General features: G+C 48.6%; 13 protein-coding genes. 3 read left to right on the top strand and 10 right to left on the bottom strand.

Annotated features, from left to right (window positions below; genetic code table 11):
- Positions 1-571: 571 nt before the first annotated feature.
- The 7 genes from AC50X8_RS14165 to AC50X8_RS14135 form a co-directional block, all read right to left on the bottom strand.
- Entirely contained in the window at positions 572-1,405 is an 834-nt protein-coding gene (locus AC50X8_RS14165) for a carbohydrate ABC transporter permease (RefSeq protein ID WP_056042941.1), read from the bottom strand.
- A complete protein-coding gene (locus tag AC50X8_RS14160; protein ID WP_235533329.1) occupies positions 1,395-2,303 on the bottom strand; it encodes a carbohydrate ABC transporter permease in 909 nt (302 codons plus the stop codon). The genes AC50X8_RS14165 and AC50X8_RS14160 overlap by 11 nt, the downstream gene beginning before the upstream one ends.
- Positions 2,304-2,408: 105 nt before the next feature.
- Positions 2,409-3,743 (bottom strand): ABC transporter substrate-binding protein, encoded by a 1,335-nt coding sequence (locus tag AC50X8_RS14155; RefSeq protein ID WP_494880149.1) that lies wholly within the window; start codon positions 3,741-3,743, stop codon positions 2,409-2,411.
- A gap of 180 nt (positions 3,744-3,923) precedes the next feature.
- On the bottom strand, positions 3,924-7,424 hold the full coding sequence (locus AC50X8_RS14150; RefSeq protein WP_494880148.1) for a galactose-binding domain-containing protein: 3,501 nt from the start codon (positions 7,422-7,424) through the stop codon (positions 3,924-3,926).
- 277 nt (positions 7,425-7,701) lie between these two features.
- Positions 7,702-8,439 carry a response regulator transcription factor gene (locus tag AC50X8_RS14145; protein ID WP_056042948.1) on the bottom strand — a complete coding sequence of 246 codons (738 nt, stop codon included), beginning with the start codon at positions 8,437-8,439 and terminating at the stop codon, positions 7,702-7,704.
- On the bottom strand, positions 8,427-10,205 hold the full coding sequence (locus AC50X8_RS14140) for a cache domain-containing sensor histidine kinase (protein WP_056042951.1): 1,779 nt from the start codon (positions 10,203-10,205) through the stop codon (positions 8,427-8,429). Before AC50X8_RS14140 ends, AC50X8_RS14145 begins: the two co-directional genes overlap by 13 nt.
- Before the next feature lie 191 nt (positions 10,206-10,396).
- Entirely contained in the window at positions 10,397-11,782 is a 1,386-nt protein-coding gene (locus AC50X8_RS14135) for an FAD-dependent oxidoreductase (RefSeq protein ID WP_056042953.1), read from the bottom strand.
- A 125-nt stretch (positions 11,783-11,907) separates the two neighbouring features.
- Between AC50X8_RS14135 and AC50X8_RS14130 the strand changes: the two genes are divergently transcribed.
- Positions 11,908-12,936, top strand: coding sequence for a LacI family DNA-binding transcriptional regulator (locus AC50X8_RS14130; RefSeq protein ID WP_494880147.1), 1,029 nt, complete (start codon positions 11,908-11,910; stop codon positions 12,934-12,936).
- A gap of 121 nt (positions 12,937-13,057) precedes the next feature.
- Here the strand turns inward: AC50X8_RS14130 and AC50X8_RS14125 are convergent, their stop codons facing one another.
- Entirely contained in the window at positions 13,058-13,843 is a 786-nt protein-coding gene (locus AC50X8_RS14125; protein WP_494880146.1) for a sugar phosphate isomerase/epimerase family protein, read from the bottom strand.
- Positions 13,844-13,982: 139 nt separating this feature from the next.
- Between AC50X8_RS14125 and AC50X8_RS14120 the strand changes: the two genes are divergently transcribed.
- Complete coding sequence (locus tag AC50X8_RS14120) at positions 13,983-14,828, top strand: helix-turn-helix domain-containing protein (RefSeq protein ID WP_494880145.1); 846 nt, start codon at positions 13,983-13,985, stop codon at positions 14,826-14,828.
- 37 nt (positions 14,829-14,865) lie between these two features.
- Here AC50X8_RS14120 and AC50X8_RS14115 read toward each other — a convergent pair whose 3' ends face one another.
- Positions 14,866-15,729 (bottom strand): helix-turn-helix domain-containing protein, encoded by an 864-nt coding sequence (locus AC50X8_RS14115; protein ID WP_494880144.1) that lies wholly within the window; start codon positions 15,727-15,729, stop codon positions 14,866-14,868.
- Between the two features lie 140 nt (positions 15,730-15,869).
- Between AC50X8_RS14115 and AC50X8_RS14110 the strand changes: the two genes are divergently transcribed.
- A complete protein-coding gene (locus AC50X8_RS14110) occupies positions 15,870-16,985 on the top strand; it encodes a glycoside hydrolase family 88 protein (protein ID WP_056042965.1) in 1,116 nt (371 codons plus the stop codon).
- Between the two features lie 229 nt (positions 16,986-17,214).
- Here the strand turns inward: AC50X8_RS14110 and AC50X8_RS14105 are convergent, their stop codons facing one another.
- Positions 17,215-17,841 carry an SGNH/GDSL hydrolase family protein gene (locus AC50X8_RS14105; RefSeq protein ID WP_056042967.1) on the bottom strand — a complete coding sequence of 209 codons (627 nt, stop codon included), beginning with the start codon at positions 17,839-17,841 and terminating at the stop codon, positions 17,215-17,217.
- Between the last annotated feature and the right edge of the window lie 131 nt (positions 17,842-17,972).

Here is a 17,972-nt window from a genome sequence, read left to right as displayed (position 1 = left end):
GGAAAAAAGGGAAACCGCTTTATCGTTCATTCCCGGAAAAACTTCATTAGTAAATACAATTAATTCATTACCCGCATAGTATTATCGATATCCGATGTCATGGTCGACTTTAGCTGGGGTGAGTAAGCCGATTTGATCATAATGTCGGTCGGAGTGTTGCAATCGTTATATGGCCCAACTTAGCCATCTCGCCAATCGAATAGTATCGTTTCATTAGGTGTACTCCACCTAGTTGACTCTAATGTAACATGGGGGTTTATAGTCGAAATTTCAAAACTGTCTATTCATTATGCTGTGCCTGATGTCATCGCATCCTTAGCTATGAGCATGTACGGGATATTAATTATAACGCTGTATTGATCGGTATGACACGGGGATTGTGTTTCGTCATCAATTAAGGGGAGAATCAACTTGCTAGAATTAAAGAACTTATCATCTTGAGGATCAGAGTTGTGTTAACCGTAGGCATTTTATGTGCAAAATACAAACGTCAGTCCATTATTAGGCTGACGTTCGCATGTGAAAATTACTGCATGTATATTAGGTATCAGTCCTTTTTGGAGAAAACGCATTATTTCAAGCCCGTATTGGCAATGCCTTCAATAAACTTGTTTTGAGCCAGGAAGAAAACGAGCAGAATCGGGACTGTTGCTATGGTCGAAGCGGCAAGCAGCAGCGGCCAGTCCACTCCGGCATCCGTAGTCAGCATGGATAAGCCGATCGGCAGCGTGAACAATTCCTTCGTATTTAAATAAATAAGCGGTTCAAAAAACTCGTTCCAGCTATTCATAAATGTAAAGATGCTTACGGTTGCCAATGCGGGTGTGGCGATCGGGAGCATAATCGACCTGAACGTGCGCCACGGCGAACACCCATCCATTTTGGCTGCTTCATCCAGTTCAATAGGAACAGTAATTAGAAACTGACGTACGAGAAATACTCCAAACATCCCTCCCGATCCAAGCATTGGCGGAAAAATCAGAGGAATATGCGTATCGATGAATCCGAGGTTTGACATCCAGCTGAATAAAGGAATGGCCGTAACTTCGGTGGGAATCATCATCCCGCTGAGCAGGAACAGAAAGATCGCGTTTTTGAATGGAAAGTGCAATCTGGCAAACGCATAGCCTGCCAATGCGGACAATAAACAAGTGCCTGCCGTGACGAGCACCGCGATATACATACTATTAAAAAAGTAGAGATGAAACGGCATCTCCGTAAACACGCGAATATAATTGATCCACTCCCAAGCTGCGGGTATCCACTGGGGGGGAAATAGAAACACCTCTGATTCCGTCTTCAAGGATGTGCTGACCATCCAAAAAAAAGGGAACAACACGATGAGGGATACGATTGTTAGAACCAGATAGGATGCAAGGTTGGATGTTATCTTTTTATTGTTCATAATGTACCCATCTCTTTCTTAGTTTCCACTGTATCAAAGTCAGAATCAGGATAATGCTGAACAAAATAAATGCCAGTGCCGATGCATAACCGAATTCGTAGGCGCGGAACGCTTGTTTGAAAATGTAGAAGACCATCACGTACGTGCTTGTTCCCGGACCTCCGCCTGTCATCACATAGATTTGTCCGAACACTTTAAGAGAACCGATAACGGTAATTATCGTTACCATGAATACGGCTGGCGTAATCATTGGCAGTGTAATGGATTTAAAGGTTTCCCAGCGCGAAGCGCCGTCAATTTTGGAAGCCTCGTAATAATCCTTTGGCACATCGTGCAAAGCGGCCAGGAAGATGACCATGTTCATGCCCACACCTTTAAGCGCACTGACCACTATAACGGTAGGCATCGTCCAAGTTTCCGAGAAAAGCCAGGGAATCTCCGTTCCGCCAAACGTTCGGATCAGCAGATTGACTAAGCCGCCGTCCGTAGAGAAAATAAACTTCCATACGATCCCCCAAACCACGAGGGAAACGACTACCGGCGTAAAGATCGCAGTCCGAAACAAACCAATGCCCCATATTTTCCGTTTCAACAGCATGGCCAGCAAAAGCGATAATACAATGTTCAGCGGGACCAAACCCGCAGAGAAATATATAGTATTAACGACCGTATCCCAAAAGACGGGATCATCGCGCATGGCGTAAATATAGTTATCCAAACCAATATACGCCTTATTCCCAAATAACGACCAATTCGTAAAGCTCATCACGAAAGCGTAAACGATCGGGCCAAACAGGAAGATTAAATATCCCGCCACAATAGGCAGTATAAACAAATATCCCGCCCACATTTCTTTTGATTTCATAGTTGCTAAACCTGCTGGCTTACCTCCGGCCATTTGCGCCTACCTCCTGTTGTGAATATGACGAAACCCTCTCTTTAATATACGAGATCGCCCTATTGTTCATATGGCGATCTCGCAATACTCCACCGTTCAGGAGGGTTACTTCAATAGAGGATTAATGCTGTCTTCCATAATTTTCAACGCTTGCTCGGTTGTCTTGGAACCGAGCAAAATCGCGTCCAGGTTTAATGTCACCTGCTCGTCAATCTTGACCCAGTTCGGATGGGAAGGCCGGATTTCACCTTCGGCCAACCGATCGTATGCAGCCACTTTCATCGTTTCAACAGTCGGGAACGAGAACTTGTTAAGATACTCATCGGAGTAAAGGACAGACTTTCTCTGCGGCACAAAAAACTGGGCTACTTTTGCTGCATTTTCCTTATTACTAATAAATTTTAAATATTCCAATGCTTCTTCCGGATACTCTGCATCTTTGAAGATCGAATAGCCTCCAAAGCCGATAGGCACCGTGACGCCATGGTCGCCTTTCGGAAGCGGAGCAATATCCCACTCGAAATCGACTTTGTCACGGTAAGCGCTTGTACGGGTAACGTTCTCAAACGCCATACCAAGCTTACCTGTATCGAAAGTTAACTGCTCGCCGATGCTTGGATGCGCTTTCTTATCGATCAGCCCTTTAAAGAGATTGATCGCTTTGGCCGTCTCCGGCGTGTTCATAGCGAATTGCGTTGTGTCTTCGTTGAAGATTTCGCCGCCCATCGCCCAAATCAATGGAATCAGATTATCGGACCAGTTGGAGGAACTTTGTATGAACTTCACGCCGTATACCCCTTCTTGCGGTTTGGATATCGCTTCGGACGCTTTGACCATCTCATCGTAAGTCCAGTTGCCCTCTTCATAAAGCTGCATTGGCGACTTCAATCCATTCGCTTCAAACAGCTTTTTATTGTAGAAAACGACCTGAGGCGGCGTAGAAAATGGAATGCCGTAGAGCTTGCCCTCCTTTTCAAATGCAGTGAGCGTGGATGGCAGTATATCATCGAACGCATAAGCCGCATCCTCTTTCACGGACGAAATATCCAGCAGCTGGCCCCCATTCATAAATTGCGGAATCATGCGCTCTGAGATCCATACGATATCAGGCGAAGTTTTGGTCGCTGCCATGATCGCCAGTTTCTGCTGGTAGTCCGCCCACGGAATCACGGTAGTTTTGACTGTCACATTCGGATGGAGCTTATTGTATTCCTCAGCAAGCTCGTCATACAATGCCACCTGGGCATCGCTGCCCCAAACGGACATCTCAAGCTCCACAGGATCTTTTGATTCAGCAGCCACTTCCGCACTCGGCGTATTGTTCGCATTTTCCTTGTTTGCCTTTGCGGCGCCATTATTGTTCTTTCCATTTACTCCGCATGCGCTCAGCAAGCCGAGCAGCAATATAACAGACAGCAAGATTAACCCGTATTTCTTCATCTTTATGCCCCTCTCAATGTTTGTAATCGCTTTCTATTACTAGTATAAATTTGATGGCTCCCAGAAAAAATAACACGAAATCGAGAAAAACTATGTAAATTCGAGTACTTTAATAGAATCAGGTATATAACAGAAATTCGGCCTAAGCCCGCGTGACAAGGACTTAGGCCGAGATGGTTCCTAATCGTTGACGAAGCCGACAAACACCTCATTGATTCTGGCCATCATATCATTCGAATTGCCATTGCCCCATGACGGACGGACAAAATGGAAGCGCACGGCAGTCGTCACGATGGGATTTTCCAAATTCAACATCGTATACTGACCCCAAAAAGCGTCCTGATCATTATCTCGGACTTCGGCTATCGTCTTCCATTCTCCGTCTTCCAAGAACTGCAGATCAAAATCTCTGACATGCCAGTTGGCCGAGCCTATAACCGGCACATGTCCGCTCCACAGCTTCACTTGGTTGATCGTTTGCTCCGTTGTCCAGTCCAGCATCAGATAAGGCGCTTGGGAGCCGTTTGATATCCAGCGGGTTTCCAAGCTTCCGTCAAGTACTCTATCTTTTGTATTTGTACCCAACGTGGAGTCGACCGACAACTGCGCAGTAATCGCTAGATTATTGGTTACATTAAGAACGAACGTTCCAGTGCGAGCAACGCCATCCAAGACGACAGCTGCCTGCAATGTAGCTTCTCCAGCTTGAAGCGCGGTAACCACGCCCGTATGATCAACAGTCACTAGATCCGGCGTCAGACTTATGAAAGATATGTCCGCATTTTCCAACGAAGCCTCCGATCCTGTATTGTATGTGCCGGTCACATGCAGTTGGGTAGTCATGCCCGGCACCAGCTGCGAACGATCCGCCTTTACCGCTACGGCCGCAAGTTCGACGGGAGGGTAAGTTTCAACCCGCAGGTAAGGCCTATAGCTGGAGTCGGTTCCATTATATAGCTGCGTCAAGTAACCGATTTGATCGGCATCCTGGGCAAAAGCAAGCGATATCGTCCGATCTCCATCCAGCCGTTCTTGCAAGAGCACAGTCGCATCGAATACATACCAGACATTCTCGCCGTTATTATTCAGCTGCACAGTCGAGAGCTTCTCGCCCAGCTCTGGCGGAGACTGGTACGAATTCCATTGCATTGTATCGCTGTCCCAGTCATTGCTGTCCACTGCATAGAGAGAAGTTGCAGCTCCCGTCTCTCCAGCAGGGCTCTCCAGCGCCTGTCCATAAACATAGAGCCAGGCGGTAGCCAGCTTGCCTTCAATGGGATTCAGATCGAATTGCAGATAGCTCCTCGCCGATTCGCTATCTTCTCCACCCTTAATCTGTAAGAGATCCGTAACCGGGGCGTTCTGAGCATTTTTCTGTACACTTGCCGCCTTGGTTGCCGACAGCAGCTCGGAAACCGCCACTTGATTCTCATAATCCGTCCCATTATTTCCGCTGATCTCATTGCCAAAGAGACGAATATTCGTACCGTGCGAGATCATAACGCCATTCGTATTCCCCGTAACATGATTGTCCTGAATGACAATATTCTCGGGTATTCCTGCGCCATTCCCGGCGTTGGTCGGATCGCCATCGTCTTTCATGGCAATTATGCCCCAGAAGTCGGGAGCCGTATTGTTCACGATCTGATTGCCCTTCACTATCGTTCCGGGCGCATTTTTCAGACGTATTCCCTGGCTCCCCGCGTTCGTAAATCCGGTAATGGTATTATTCTCGATAATCGTATCCGGAGATCCCAAATACACCTGTACCCCATACCGTTTCACATTCTCGATTAAATTGTTATGAATATAATTGCCTGGTCCCGCGGCATCATGTGTAGCGCCCGGATTGCCAACGCCGACAGCCGCTTCGCCGCCGCCAACGATATGGTTGCCGCTTACTTCATTCATATACTCGTCTTCTCCATGGAAATCAATAGCGTCTAATGCCGAGTTCAAGTAGTAGTTGTTTTCAATGAGATTGTTATGCGTGTAAGAATGCGCCATCGTTCCGTGACGCAGATAGGGACCGATAAACTCGTTGTTGCGAACGACATTGAACCGAGAATCGTCCTCTCTGCCGAGCCGACTTTCCTTGGACTTGCCTTCGATGGACACGCCATATCCATTTCCGCCCTCGGCTAAGTTCGTCGCGTTGCGAAAAAGCGAATTTTCCACAATGACATCATGACTGTTCGTAATGACAACGCCGATCCGTTGAAACTTCTCGATCGTTAGACTGTCCAGCGTAATGTTATATGACGGTTTGCCGGAAGCGGCGGTAATCATGATCACCTGCTTAGGTCCGCCCCGATCCGGATTCGCAACCGACGTATTCGTTGAATAATTCAAGTCCCAGCTGGATGTAACTGTCATGTTGCTGATCTTAATATTGTTTTGTCCAGCCATGCGAAATACGATGCCTTCAACCGTAGCATATTCTTCCTGTTCATTAGCATGGTCGGAGACCAGCAGAACGCCATCCTGACTCTCGCCGCGCATCTGCACGCCGGATTTCATAATGAAATGGGTAACTCCGTCCATATCTGTGCTCGTTAATTGATAGTGTCCGTTCGGAAGATAAACTTCGTCCCCAAGCGTCGCTGCAGCCAGTGCAGCCCGGATAGCTTGAGCGTCATCAATTCCGTTGTCGGCAGGATCGGCGCCGAAGTCCAAGACATTATACGTAGAACCAGTCACTGCCTGAGCCTCATGCGGCACATGCGGTGTGCCATCCGCATAATAGAGACCAGCTTTTGTCGGAATTGGGGAATCCGGATCCGGTCCTGTTGGTGGAATCTCCACATCCCTTAATATAACCCCGTCCACATGGGGAGGGTAAACCTGAATTTCCGTTATGCTTGTCCATTCGCTTGCTCCGCGCCCGACAACCCGCACATAACGGGCAGTGGAGGCTTCAAAACCAAAGGCTTCAACCTGCGTCGTCGTGCCGCTGCTGTCGCCGCTGTATAAGCGGGTCCAGTTGGTCTGGTCGTTCGAAACCTCAATATCAATGGTCTTACGGCGATTGTCTCCCCGGTAGAAAGCAACTCCCAGATAAGAAACCAGCTGTTCCGAGCCCAGATCCAGTTCGATCCATTGCCCGTCATCATACGCCGACCACCTTGTCTGAATATCGCCGTCAATGGCATACTCCGGAATATTGGAATCACTGCCGCTGGCCCGATAACCCGCGACCGTCAGCGGGGTTGCTGAAGCACCGCTAAGTGCCGGTGTGGATACGATCACCTCATTGCTCGGCACAGAGGTCAACTCAGTCGTCGTATGCGCTCTTATGGTAAAGGCGTATTCGGTGCTAGGCTCCAGATTGAACACAAGCGCGCTATATAGACCGCCATTCGCATCATAGGTGGAAAAACTTACGGAAACCGCAGGACTGTCGCCGTTGTAGATCACATATTGGCTAACATCAGAGCTTGGCAACGGATTCCACTGCAGCTTGACAGTTGTGCTCGTCGTCTCCATGACGTGAACAGCGAATGGCGGTTCCGCCTCAACATTGTAATCGTCCGGAGCGACGTTCTCGAAATCCTCGAATACGATCCGGTTAGCAGACTCCGCCTCGGCTTCGGCCTGCACACGGCTCGAGCCCATTAAACCCGTGAACAGCATACTTAGGATTAATAATAACGCTGTAGATCTTTTTGTACGAATAGTCATTATCCACCACATCCTTTCTTTCATGTCATTTCATTTGCTCTTCTCTTGCAGTCTCACTGTAAGCGCTTCCAATAAAACCCAGACCAGATTTCCTCTTACACCTCCCGAATATCCGAATGCAATCATTCTGTCGCAATACATGAAGTCTCTGCACCAATTGGAAGCGCTTAATAACAAGTATACAAGTCAGCCTGTCAGTGAAAAACAACGCAATTTCGAGAAAAGCTACGATATTTATAGCATCTGTTTTGTTTTGTGCTCAATGATCTAACCAGCCTTAGTTCAGCGGCCTTTTTCTATATTCGGTAGGCTTCGCTCCGCAATGCTGCCGAAACACGGCCATAAAGTGATTGGCGCTGGCATAGCCGCAAAGGTTTGCGACCTCGTATATTTTCAGATGTGTATGGGTCAGCAGCTCCTTGGCTTTACTCATCCGGCAGGCCGTCACATAATCAGAATAGTTTTGCCCGGTTTTCACTTTAAACAATGTGGATAAATATTGGTGATTCAAATGCACCTGCTCCGCGATGAATGGAAGTGAAACATCCTGATCCAGACAAGAGGCGACCAGTTCCTTCACTCTTCGAATCGTCAGATCTTCATGGGCTGCTTCGGCGTTAGGCATCTCTACCGCCCGCTCGCGGTCCAGCCGCGCTTTCAAATTCAATAGAAAATAGGAAAGCTCAATCCGGTCCACCGGCTTCAGGATGTAATCCGACGCATTGTGACGCATCGCCGCCTTGGCATAAGTAAAATCTTCATGCCCGCTGATGATTAATACAGGAAGGTTGGGATACCCCCCCCGGACATGCCGCAATAACTCGATTCCGTTCATCTGGGGCATACGGATATCCGTGATCAGCAAATCCACCGACTGCATTCTGAGAAGCTCCAGCGCAGCGAAACCGTGCTCCGCTTCTGCGGTTACCCTGTAACTGCCGATCACTTCCTCTATCATTATCTTTAACCCTTCTTGAATTTTCTTCTCGTCTTCTACCAGCATCACATTGTACATTCTAATTCCCCCCAACGTAATGGCAGCCGGATTCTCCATAGTGTTCCGGAAGCCTCATCGCTCTCCACGCTTAAGCCGTATTCCACGCCATAAAGCAGTTGAATGCGATGGTGAATATTTTTGATGGCATAGCCTTTAAGTGTGTCTCCAAACTTTGGACGGCTGCCGTCCCGCTCCGGCTTGCACAACATCTGCTCGCGAACCTCCAATAAACGTTGCGTCGGCATCCCCACCCCATTATCCTGTACAGTCAGGAGCAAATCCTGATCCAGCACGGATGCCCTAATCGTTATCGTTAATCCTCTATTCCCCATTCCGTGCTCCAATGCATTCTCAACCAGCGGCTGAAGCAGCAGCTTTGGTACAAGACAAGATTCGAAGGACGGATCCACATACATTTCCGAACACAGCTTCTCGCCATGTCTGGATAACTGAATTTGCAAATAGGCGTGAACGAACCGTATCTCCTCCTTCAATTGCACCGGCCGTTCCTGCTTGTCAACCGTGTATCTCAGCATTTTCCCCAAGCTGGCAACAATGTCGCTGATTTCGAGATTTCTCTCCTTCAGCGCCTGCATGCTTACCAATTCCAACGTGTTGTACAGAAAATGCGGATTAATCTGGCTTTGCAGAGCCGACAGCTCGGCTTCGCGTTCGCGCAGCTTCGTTTCATATACTTCCTTGACCAGCCGCTCCACTTCCGTCACCATCAGATTAAAACCCTGGGCCAATTGCCCAATTTCATCGCGATTCATCAAGCTCAAATCTGCCCGTTCGCTGAAAGCCCCGTCCTTTACCCGCCGCATGCGCGATTGAAGATAACGAATCGGCCTGACCAGCCGCTCTGACGTAAAGATCGCAAGCAAATAGGCAATGATAAGCGATATTACTGAAATGAGGATCGTAAATCCGACGATTTCCTTGCCTCCCCGTTGCAAATCGGCCATCGGGATAAGTCCGTGAATATTCACTTTCGTTGATTTGGAGTGCATGGTTGTGTACATATAAGTCTGGTCATTCCAATCTATCGTTCCGTCCCCCGGACCGGTATCCGGGAAATTAACCAGTCCATCCGGAAATAACAGCTCGCCGTTATCCTTTGTCAAGTAAAACTGGCTGTTGTCGCTGAGCCATACTTCTGACAATAACGCTTCGAGCTCTTTCATGTTAAAATCAATTTTGACGACCCCGATGCTTTGCCCCGTTGCAGGGTGATTTAATGCTCTGGCAGCGGAAATTACCCGCTCCGATCGTTTGTAATAAGTCGTCTCGTGAGGTTCGATGATGACAAGCCTTCCTTCAGCATCCAACACCTCCTGCATCCAGCCATTTCCTTTCTCGTTCCAATAACGCTGTGTCAGTTTTTCTTGAACGCTGTACATAATACCGTCGCGGGTAAAAAAAATCATTCGTTCAATTCCAGGCTGATCCAATGTGAGCGAAGCTGCTACTCTTGCCATTTTGGTAATTTCCGCCGACGGAATAAGCTTCTCCTCGCCTGGTTCTTCATAACTGTGCTTCTCCAAAATACGCAGCACATCTTCGTTATACAAGGGAGCCACCGTTATTCTGTCCGCACCTTTTATCGTATTTTCCAAATTAATTTTCACTTGATTCATAATTTGCATGGAGTACGCTCTGGAGTTTTTTTCGGTTTCCTCCGCAAAGTTATTGTAAGTGCTGATTCCGCTAATCAGGAATGGAATGGTGATGAGCAGAACGAACATGGTTATAAATTTGGCTCGTATCGAAATATACCGCTTCATTTCACCGACTCCTCCTGACAGATTATAAGCGCAAACATATACTATCACACGGTAAAAAAAAAGGCCGCTCATCCGGTAGAATGTTTGTTTTCCAACAAACTTCCGATACGAGGCGACCTTATGAAAAAGTCTACCATGTTCCATTTATTTCTTCAATTGAATTTGGCCGTTATCTCGCTGGCGGATGCGAGCTATACAGTCTGCCCACTGCGCAGCAGCGCGCCATTTTGAATTAGACGCTCCTGCAGCTGTCCAATGTCGATTTTTCCCGGTGATATACCCTGCTCCCATCCAATTGCTGCCGCCGTACCGGCAGCCTGTCCCGTCGCCATGCAGCTAGGTGTCAGACGCGTCGTTGCCAGCGCCTCATGCGTCGTCGAAATGCAGCGGCCTGCCACGAGCAGATTGTCAATCCGCTTTGGCAGCAAACAGCGGTAAGGAATATCGTATGCCCCGTCTCCCTTGACCCATGCGGCCTGTACGCCCTTGCCGGACGGATCGTGAATGTCGATGGGATAGCCGCTTCGTGCAATGCAATCATCAAACGCGCGTCCATCTACAACATCCTGTACTTGGAGTGAATAGCAGCCGTCTATTCTGCGGCTCTCTCGTATGCCGATTTGCGCTCCGACCGAAGAGATGGAAGCGTTCTCGAAGCCTGGCAAGCAGCGGGTCATGAAATCCGCGACCATGCGCACCTGCTTCCTGCCCTGCACCTCTCCTTCCGTCAAATCCTCCAATTCAGTTCCATCCAGCCCTTGAACACGAGTCGTATTGACAAGCACTTCGTCCGGTCCCGGACCTGTGAAGAAAAGGACCTGGTCTCTGTTAATGGGCAGGTCAGCCTCCTTCCAATGCTTGAAGTAACCCAATACGCCGGTCAATGGCAGTTCCTCCAGCTCATCGAAAGGCGTCTTCTTGTAAAACTCGTCCGGATGGTCGATCATATACCGTTTAACTCTCGCCAGGTCAACGCCTCTCATTCGGAACTTCATCGTCATCGGCTGCGTCAAATTGTCGCTGTCGCGTCCCTGCAAGCACGGCGCACCTGACAGATAGGCAAGATCGGCATCCCCTGTCGCATCGATGAACTGCGATGCCGAAATTTCGTACTTCCCGGACTTGGTAGCCAATCGTACCGTTTCAATGAGGCCGTCCCTGGTCTGCACTTCGTCCATGAAGCTGTGCAGCAGCACCTTCACACCCGCCTCGCGCAGCATATCAATGATTAACACCTTATACACTTCAGGATCATAAGGGGTGATCGTCTTTACAAAGCCTACCGTATCGCGAACATGACCGGGCGAAGCCCCCTCGACCATCAAGCGGTCTACAATTTCCTGCGCCGTTCCGGCAATGACCTGCTTGCCATCCATCGTGTGAAAGGTCATCCATGGATAGACCAAAGCTGTAGTCGACATGCCCCCAAGAAAACCGTATCGTTCAACTAGAAGTGTTCGCGCCCCGCTCCTTCCAGCTGCCAGCGCCGCATTAATCCCCGCCGGCCCTCCGCCGCATACCACAATATCCGTCTCTATTTTTCTCACACTTAACCCCTCCTCTGAAAGTATTTTCATTATAGGAGTCGGGGGACTTCTAAAGTAGTTCAACTTTAGTTTAAAATAGAGCTGTCAAGCGTTAGCGTGGACAATGGCTTTACGATCGCATCCCCTAACCACACGGAGAAAAGAGGAAGGCGGTTTTGAAATTGGGAACTCGTAAATCGATTACTCTGCACGATCTTTCCAAAGAACTTGGTATTTCGATTCAGACCATATCCAAAGCGCTGAGCGGACGAGCCGGCATGTCAGAGGAAACGCGAAGCCGCATTATCCGAACAGCCTTCGTACGCGGCTATTTGACTGTATCTCAGGCACGTGCGATGGTCAGCCGCGGCATCACGCCCTATCCAACCTTCCAATTTCGATTTGTATTGATACAGTCTCGGCAATCTATGAATTACAACGTATTGTTGACAGAGGGGATAAGAGAGAGGCTCGATCAATTGGAGCATCGACTGGAAAGCTATGTGCTGGATGAGGATGTGCCGGATCACGCATTCTCGGACTGGATGGAGCAGCGCAATTTGCCGACGGCCGACGGTCTGTTCATCGCACCCCGACTGCTCTCGAACTCCACAGAGCGCATGCTGTTCGAGCTGCCTTTACCCAAGGTGCTGATTAATTATCCGAGACCGCTTTCCCGAATCGACAGCGTAATCTGGGATGTGTTCGAAGCCGTCTGCTTGGCCGTGGACCGGCTCGCGCAGCTTGGCCATACCCGTATTATGTACGTAGGAGATATTCACAGCCAGCGAGGGTATACAAGAAGATGGCAGGCGTTTGAGGAAATGATGGGTGAGCTTCAGTTGGATCATGACGCAGAACTGCATATAACGGACGTTTGGGACGAGTGCATGCTGATTGACAAGCTGCGCAGCAGCCAACCAACATCAATCATTGCCGCCATCGATGAAGATATCGTAAGGCTGTACGACAGTCTTACCTCCCTCGGCTATCGCATCCCGGAGGATATCTCCCTAGTCGGCTTGGCCAATGGACCGGTGGCGGCGCTGCCGCATTTAAGCCGCCCCCAGCTTCTGATCAGGGAGACCGGATATAAAGCGGCTGAGAAAATGCTGTGGCGCCTCGCCAACCAGGGCGAGCCCTATGAGCATATCCGCATTGCCGGCCCTTTCCACAACGGGCAAACCATCCGGCGCTTCAGCTGAGAAGCGCCGGATGGTTTGATGTTCGGAAGAACTGAGCTCTCTCTACAAAAAAAGCAAGCAAAGCTGTTCCGGTTGTTCGATTCGCAGCTCACTGAGGTTCGCCTTTTCGGCAGTCGCGTTCTCAGTCTTCACCGAACTGATTCGGTTGCAAATTGGACATTAATTGATATAGATTGCTAAAGCTAGTTTGCACGCAGCCCATCGGTGTTGTTCTGCAAACATCCTGTTCTACTACGTACCACTCGACTCCGTTCTCCTCTCCCCAGCGAATAATCGGTTCAAATTCAATCAATCCTGTACCGATTTCCGCAAATGCCTGCTCACCGTCTGCGGTCATATCCTTCATATGGACAATCGGCATCCTGCCCGCATATGGTTTGAAGAATGATGCTGGCTCAAAACCGCACTTTTGAAGCCAATATACATCCAACTCTGCGAGGATTTCATTGTCTACAGCAGCCTCAAGTAAGTATGAAAGCGCGTCCTGCCCCTCTATCACCGTTTCAAATTCAAAAGCATGATTGTGATAGCTAATTCGGAAGCCTTCGCCCTTCAAATGCTTCGCAATACCATTCAAATCTTTCTTCAGTTGTTTGTATCCGCCTTCATTTCGCAGCTCAGCGGGAATACTTGGGCAAATAATATCCCGCGTGCCGAACAGCCTGGCGTGCGAGACCACTTTGCCTGTGTTCGTAACAATGTCATGGAAACCAACATGCATGCCCGCGGTCTTCAATCCAACTTCGTCCAAAACCGCTTTGAGTTCCTGCGGGTCATAGCCTTGAAAGCCCGCAAACTGTACACCGCCATAGCCAATTTTACTTATTTTACGAAGAACTCCAGGGAAATCCACATGGCATTCCTCGCGAAGCGTATACAATTGAACCGCAATCTTATCTTTTAACAAACTACCATCTCCTTTACTTAATTAATCCCCAGTATAGTGACAATTGATTTAGATGTGAATATCCGATTCTCTGCTTGTTGACTTATTTTGCAACATTTATGATAGTAGTAATAATTTACTCACTTGGAGGTGGCAGCAAATGATAGATTCATCGTGGATCGATTGCCTGTTGACCGGTTATTCTCATCATACATCACCATTCACCGGCTCCTTGCAAAAGGGCACAGCTGACAATCGCTTGCTCCTGCGGTTCCAGGTAAAAGGAACATGCCGTGTCGAGATTAACGATGAGACATATGTTGTGCAGCCCGGCGATCTGATCATCCGCAAGCCAGGGGAATACTACCGGCTAGTGGTTGAGGCCGATAAAGACGCTGACGCCTCTCAGCCAATTGAGAGCGCCGATTACTACTTAACCTGCAGCCAAGCATGGGTTCAGCAGTGGTGCAGCCGGAACGATTTTCCAAGCAAGGTTCATCTGGATACGGCAGAAGACTTCTTGGCATTGTGGAGAAAACTGATCTATGAGAAGCGGAATATTCATGGGGATAATGCGGAAATGTTAGACGCTTTAATCAAAGTTTTATGTCTAACTATCGAGAGATATGTAATACGGAAGCAGACGGCGACGGCCTCCAGGCCGGAGCTCAACATTCCTTACAAAATGAAGCAGTATTTGGAGAAGCATGCTACCGAGCCGCTGACGCTGACCCATATCGCAGAACGTTATGGCATCAGCGTATCGACAGCCTCCCACTTGTTCAAGCAAGCGTTCGGGCAATCTCCAATGCGTTATGTCATTGAGATCAGGCTGTCTATTGCCTCAGAGAGAATTCTATACAGTGACATGAAACTGGAAGATATCGCCGAAGCCTCCGGGTTTCGCAGCTATCCTTATTTCTGCCGCGCCTTCCGGGCTCATTTTCACGCCAGTCCCAGCAAATACCGTGTTCGGAATCAGCTTCACAAGGCAGAGAATCCTTAATTGGAACGAAGCAGCTATATATTGCCGCTGCTCCCCGCTACAGCCTCAGGCGGTATTGATGCGGAGACACGCCCATAATCCGTTTGAACAGGCTAATAAAATAAGAGGTGCTCGTAAACCCTACCTGCTCGCCGATCACTTCTACGGATTTGTTCGTCGTTTGAAGCAGACTGCAAGCCTGCTGCATTCTGCGGGCTGTCAAATAGCCCGTAATATTGCTACCCGTCTCTTGCCGAAACAGCCGGGACAAATAAGATTTTGACATGTGGAGCTCGTCCGCAAGCAGCTCCAGCTGAAAGGGCTCCCCGTAATGATTTTCAATCCATGCCATAACACGTTCCGATTGGCGAATCGGCTTCATATGTTCCTCCTGCCTGGGCCCCGGAATAACCTTTCGTATAATTAACGACAGCACCTTCAACAAATAGAGCGCGCTCTGCTCATCCTTGCTGCTGGCGGAGGAAGCGAGCTGGCTATTCTGGAATGCGGAGCAAGCGGCATTCAACTCTTCATTGCAATCGATCATATCTATGCCCTGCAAAGCGATAAGCCCTTGAAGCATTCGTTTATAGACGTCATAAAGAGCCGGAAACGGCTTTAAGTAGCCCTTCATAAATATAGGGTCGAAATGAAAAACGCTGCGTTCATACGGCCGGCTTTCATCCACTTCCGCATAGACATTATGCAGCTGATAGGGTTGAAAATAAAACAGCATGCCCGGCTTAAGCTCGTACGTCTTCTGATTGACGGTAACCGAGCCGTGTCCCTGATGCACAGCCAACACCTCGAAGCCCCGATGCCAATGATAATACCCTTCGAAATCTTGCTGCGACCAGTTGCGGTATGACCAAAGAAAAGATAGTCCCCCGTAGTCCATTTCCTGAAACAGCGTCCCCTTCATTGACTGCACCCCTTCATTTCAACAAGTCAACAGAACAACATTTTTAACCATTGTAGCGTAACTTTGTCCATTTGTCAGAGACTATAATGATAGCAAGCAGCTTAACCACAATAATGGGTAACGAGGGGGCTTACTACTAAATGAATCAGGCATACAAAGAGAAAACATTGGCGCAATTAACCGAAAAGGTAGAGCGCATGATAAACCAAATTGGAGATAAAACGCCTCATGTGGCAAAAGCCAACGGCATCTATGACAGCACAGACGATAATTGGTGGACGTCCGGCTTCTGGCCCGGCCTGCTTTGGGTTATGCATGATGCAACAGGGAAAGAGTCATTCAAGGCAGCCGCTTGGGAATGGGACGCTAAGCTGGAGCGCTGCTTCTGCGAGCATCCCGTACAATTGCATCACGATGTCGGCTTTCAGTTTCTGCCGACTGCTGTCATTAAATACGAATTAACGGGCAATCAGGAAGGTCTGCGAAACGGCTTGGAGGCGGCAAACTTCCTCGCGGGCCGCTTCAACGTGAATGGAGAGTTTATTCGTGCGTGGAACGAGCAAGAGGCGCTCGGCTGGGCCATTGTTGATTGCATGATGAATATCCCCCTGTTGTTCTGGGCAAGCCGCACGACCGGCGACCCGCGTTACAAGCATATCGCGATACGTCACGCGGACACCTTCCTCCGTTACGCCATTCGCGAGGACGGCTCGGTATGTCATATTTTATCTTTTGATCCGGAGACGGGCGCGTTTATAGAACCGCTGGGCGGTCAAGGCTTTTCCGGCTCCTCAGCGTGGAGCCGAGGCAATGCCTGGGCCCTTTATGGCCTCGCGATTGCTTACCGATGTACCGGACTTGAGCGTTATTTGCACGCGGCGAAGCGGGTAGCACATTACTTTGTCGCTGCCCTGCCGGAAGACTATGTGCCGTATTGGGATTTCCGCGTAGAAAACATAGAAAACGAGCCGCGCGATACTTCCGCTGCCGCAATCGCAGCATCAGGTCTGCTCGAACTTGCTGAGCTGGTTCCATCCGCGGAACGCAGGATCTATAACGCGGCTGCCGAGAAAATCCTGTATTCACTTAGCGAGAATTATGCGACCTGGGACAATCCGGACCATGAAGCGATTCTTCTCCAAGGCACCGGGCATAAGCCTCAGAACGCCAACATCAATGTATCGCTTATATACGGAGACTACTACTTTGTGGAGGCCTTCGCCAAGCTTAACGGCTGGAGCCATCGGATCTTTTAGCCTGCCTCATGTCGTTTATTGTAGAGACATTTTTTGATCTTTGCACTATGGAATACGAATCATAAGAAAATATAGCCTCCATCACAACTCTCACTGAGGTTTTGGAGGCTTCCTCATTACATATTTGTATCTGTCCCTTTCTGTTACTATCTATGACCCAACTATTTTTTCTCCCCTTGTATTCTTGAATCCAGACAACGCCGCGTAGGTTCTGAGATTTTAGTGATTTTTAGAGTCGCGCCAAAAAGCTGCTTGCCATCGAGGCAATACGCGCATGGCCCTGTTCATTAGGGTGCAAACGATCTGAAGTGAGAACGGAAAGTGTGAAGCGGTTGAACCCACTCTCGGCATATAAGTTCAGCACAGGCAAAGCATATTCAAGGCCTATTTCCTGAATGACCTCGACATAATCAATCAGTCGATGGCCAGCCTGGTTGATGGAGTGTATGTCAAAGCCGTCCTTATCACGCTGCAGAGGCGTCCATAAGCTCAGACGGCATGCGGGATTTTTCGCAAGAATATCCTCGACTAATTCGATATATGCCCCATAGAACGTATGAATATTTCGATCTTCCTTCCGTCCTATAGGTTTGTCCAATCGAAAATCATTGGTACCCGCAAAGATAGTGACACAATCATAACCAAGCTCCATCTTGCGTCCTATATGCACGGTTGCACCATAATCCTTGTCACCGCCTGCAGTAAGCGGGCATCCGTTTTGTCCTGCATTCGTAATAACGGAGAAGCCTAATGCCGCACCTACCAAGGGTTGATAGCCATTAGCTGCTGTAATACTATCACCCAGTGCACACCAGCTTTTTCCATACCATCGTCGTTCATCTTTTATAAGCTCCATTTTCTTCTTTCCCCCTAATAATCCGTTTTCTCTATTATAAAATGTAGCCATCGATGATAAAGTTTAATTTTAGTTTAAACAATAATGAGTACATGATACGATAGGTGTATACATCCCGAAAAATAGAGGTA

It is taken from the genome of Paenibacillus sp. JT22N15, assembly GCF_059383755.1.
Note: the sequence above shows the minus strand (reverse complement) of the source record. Positions and strands in the feature narration are given on the sequence as shown.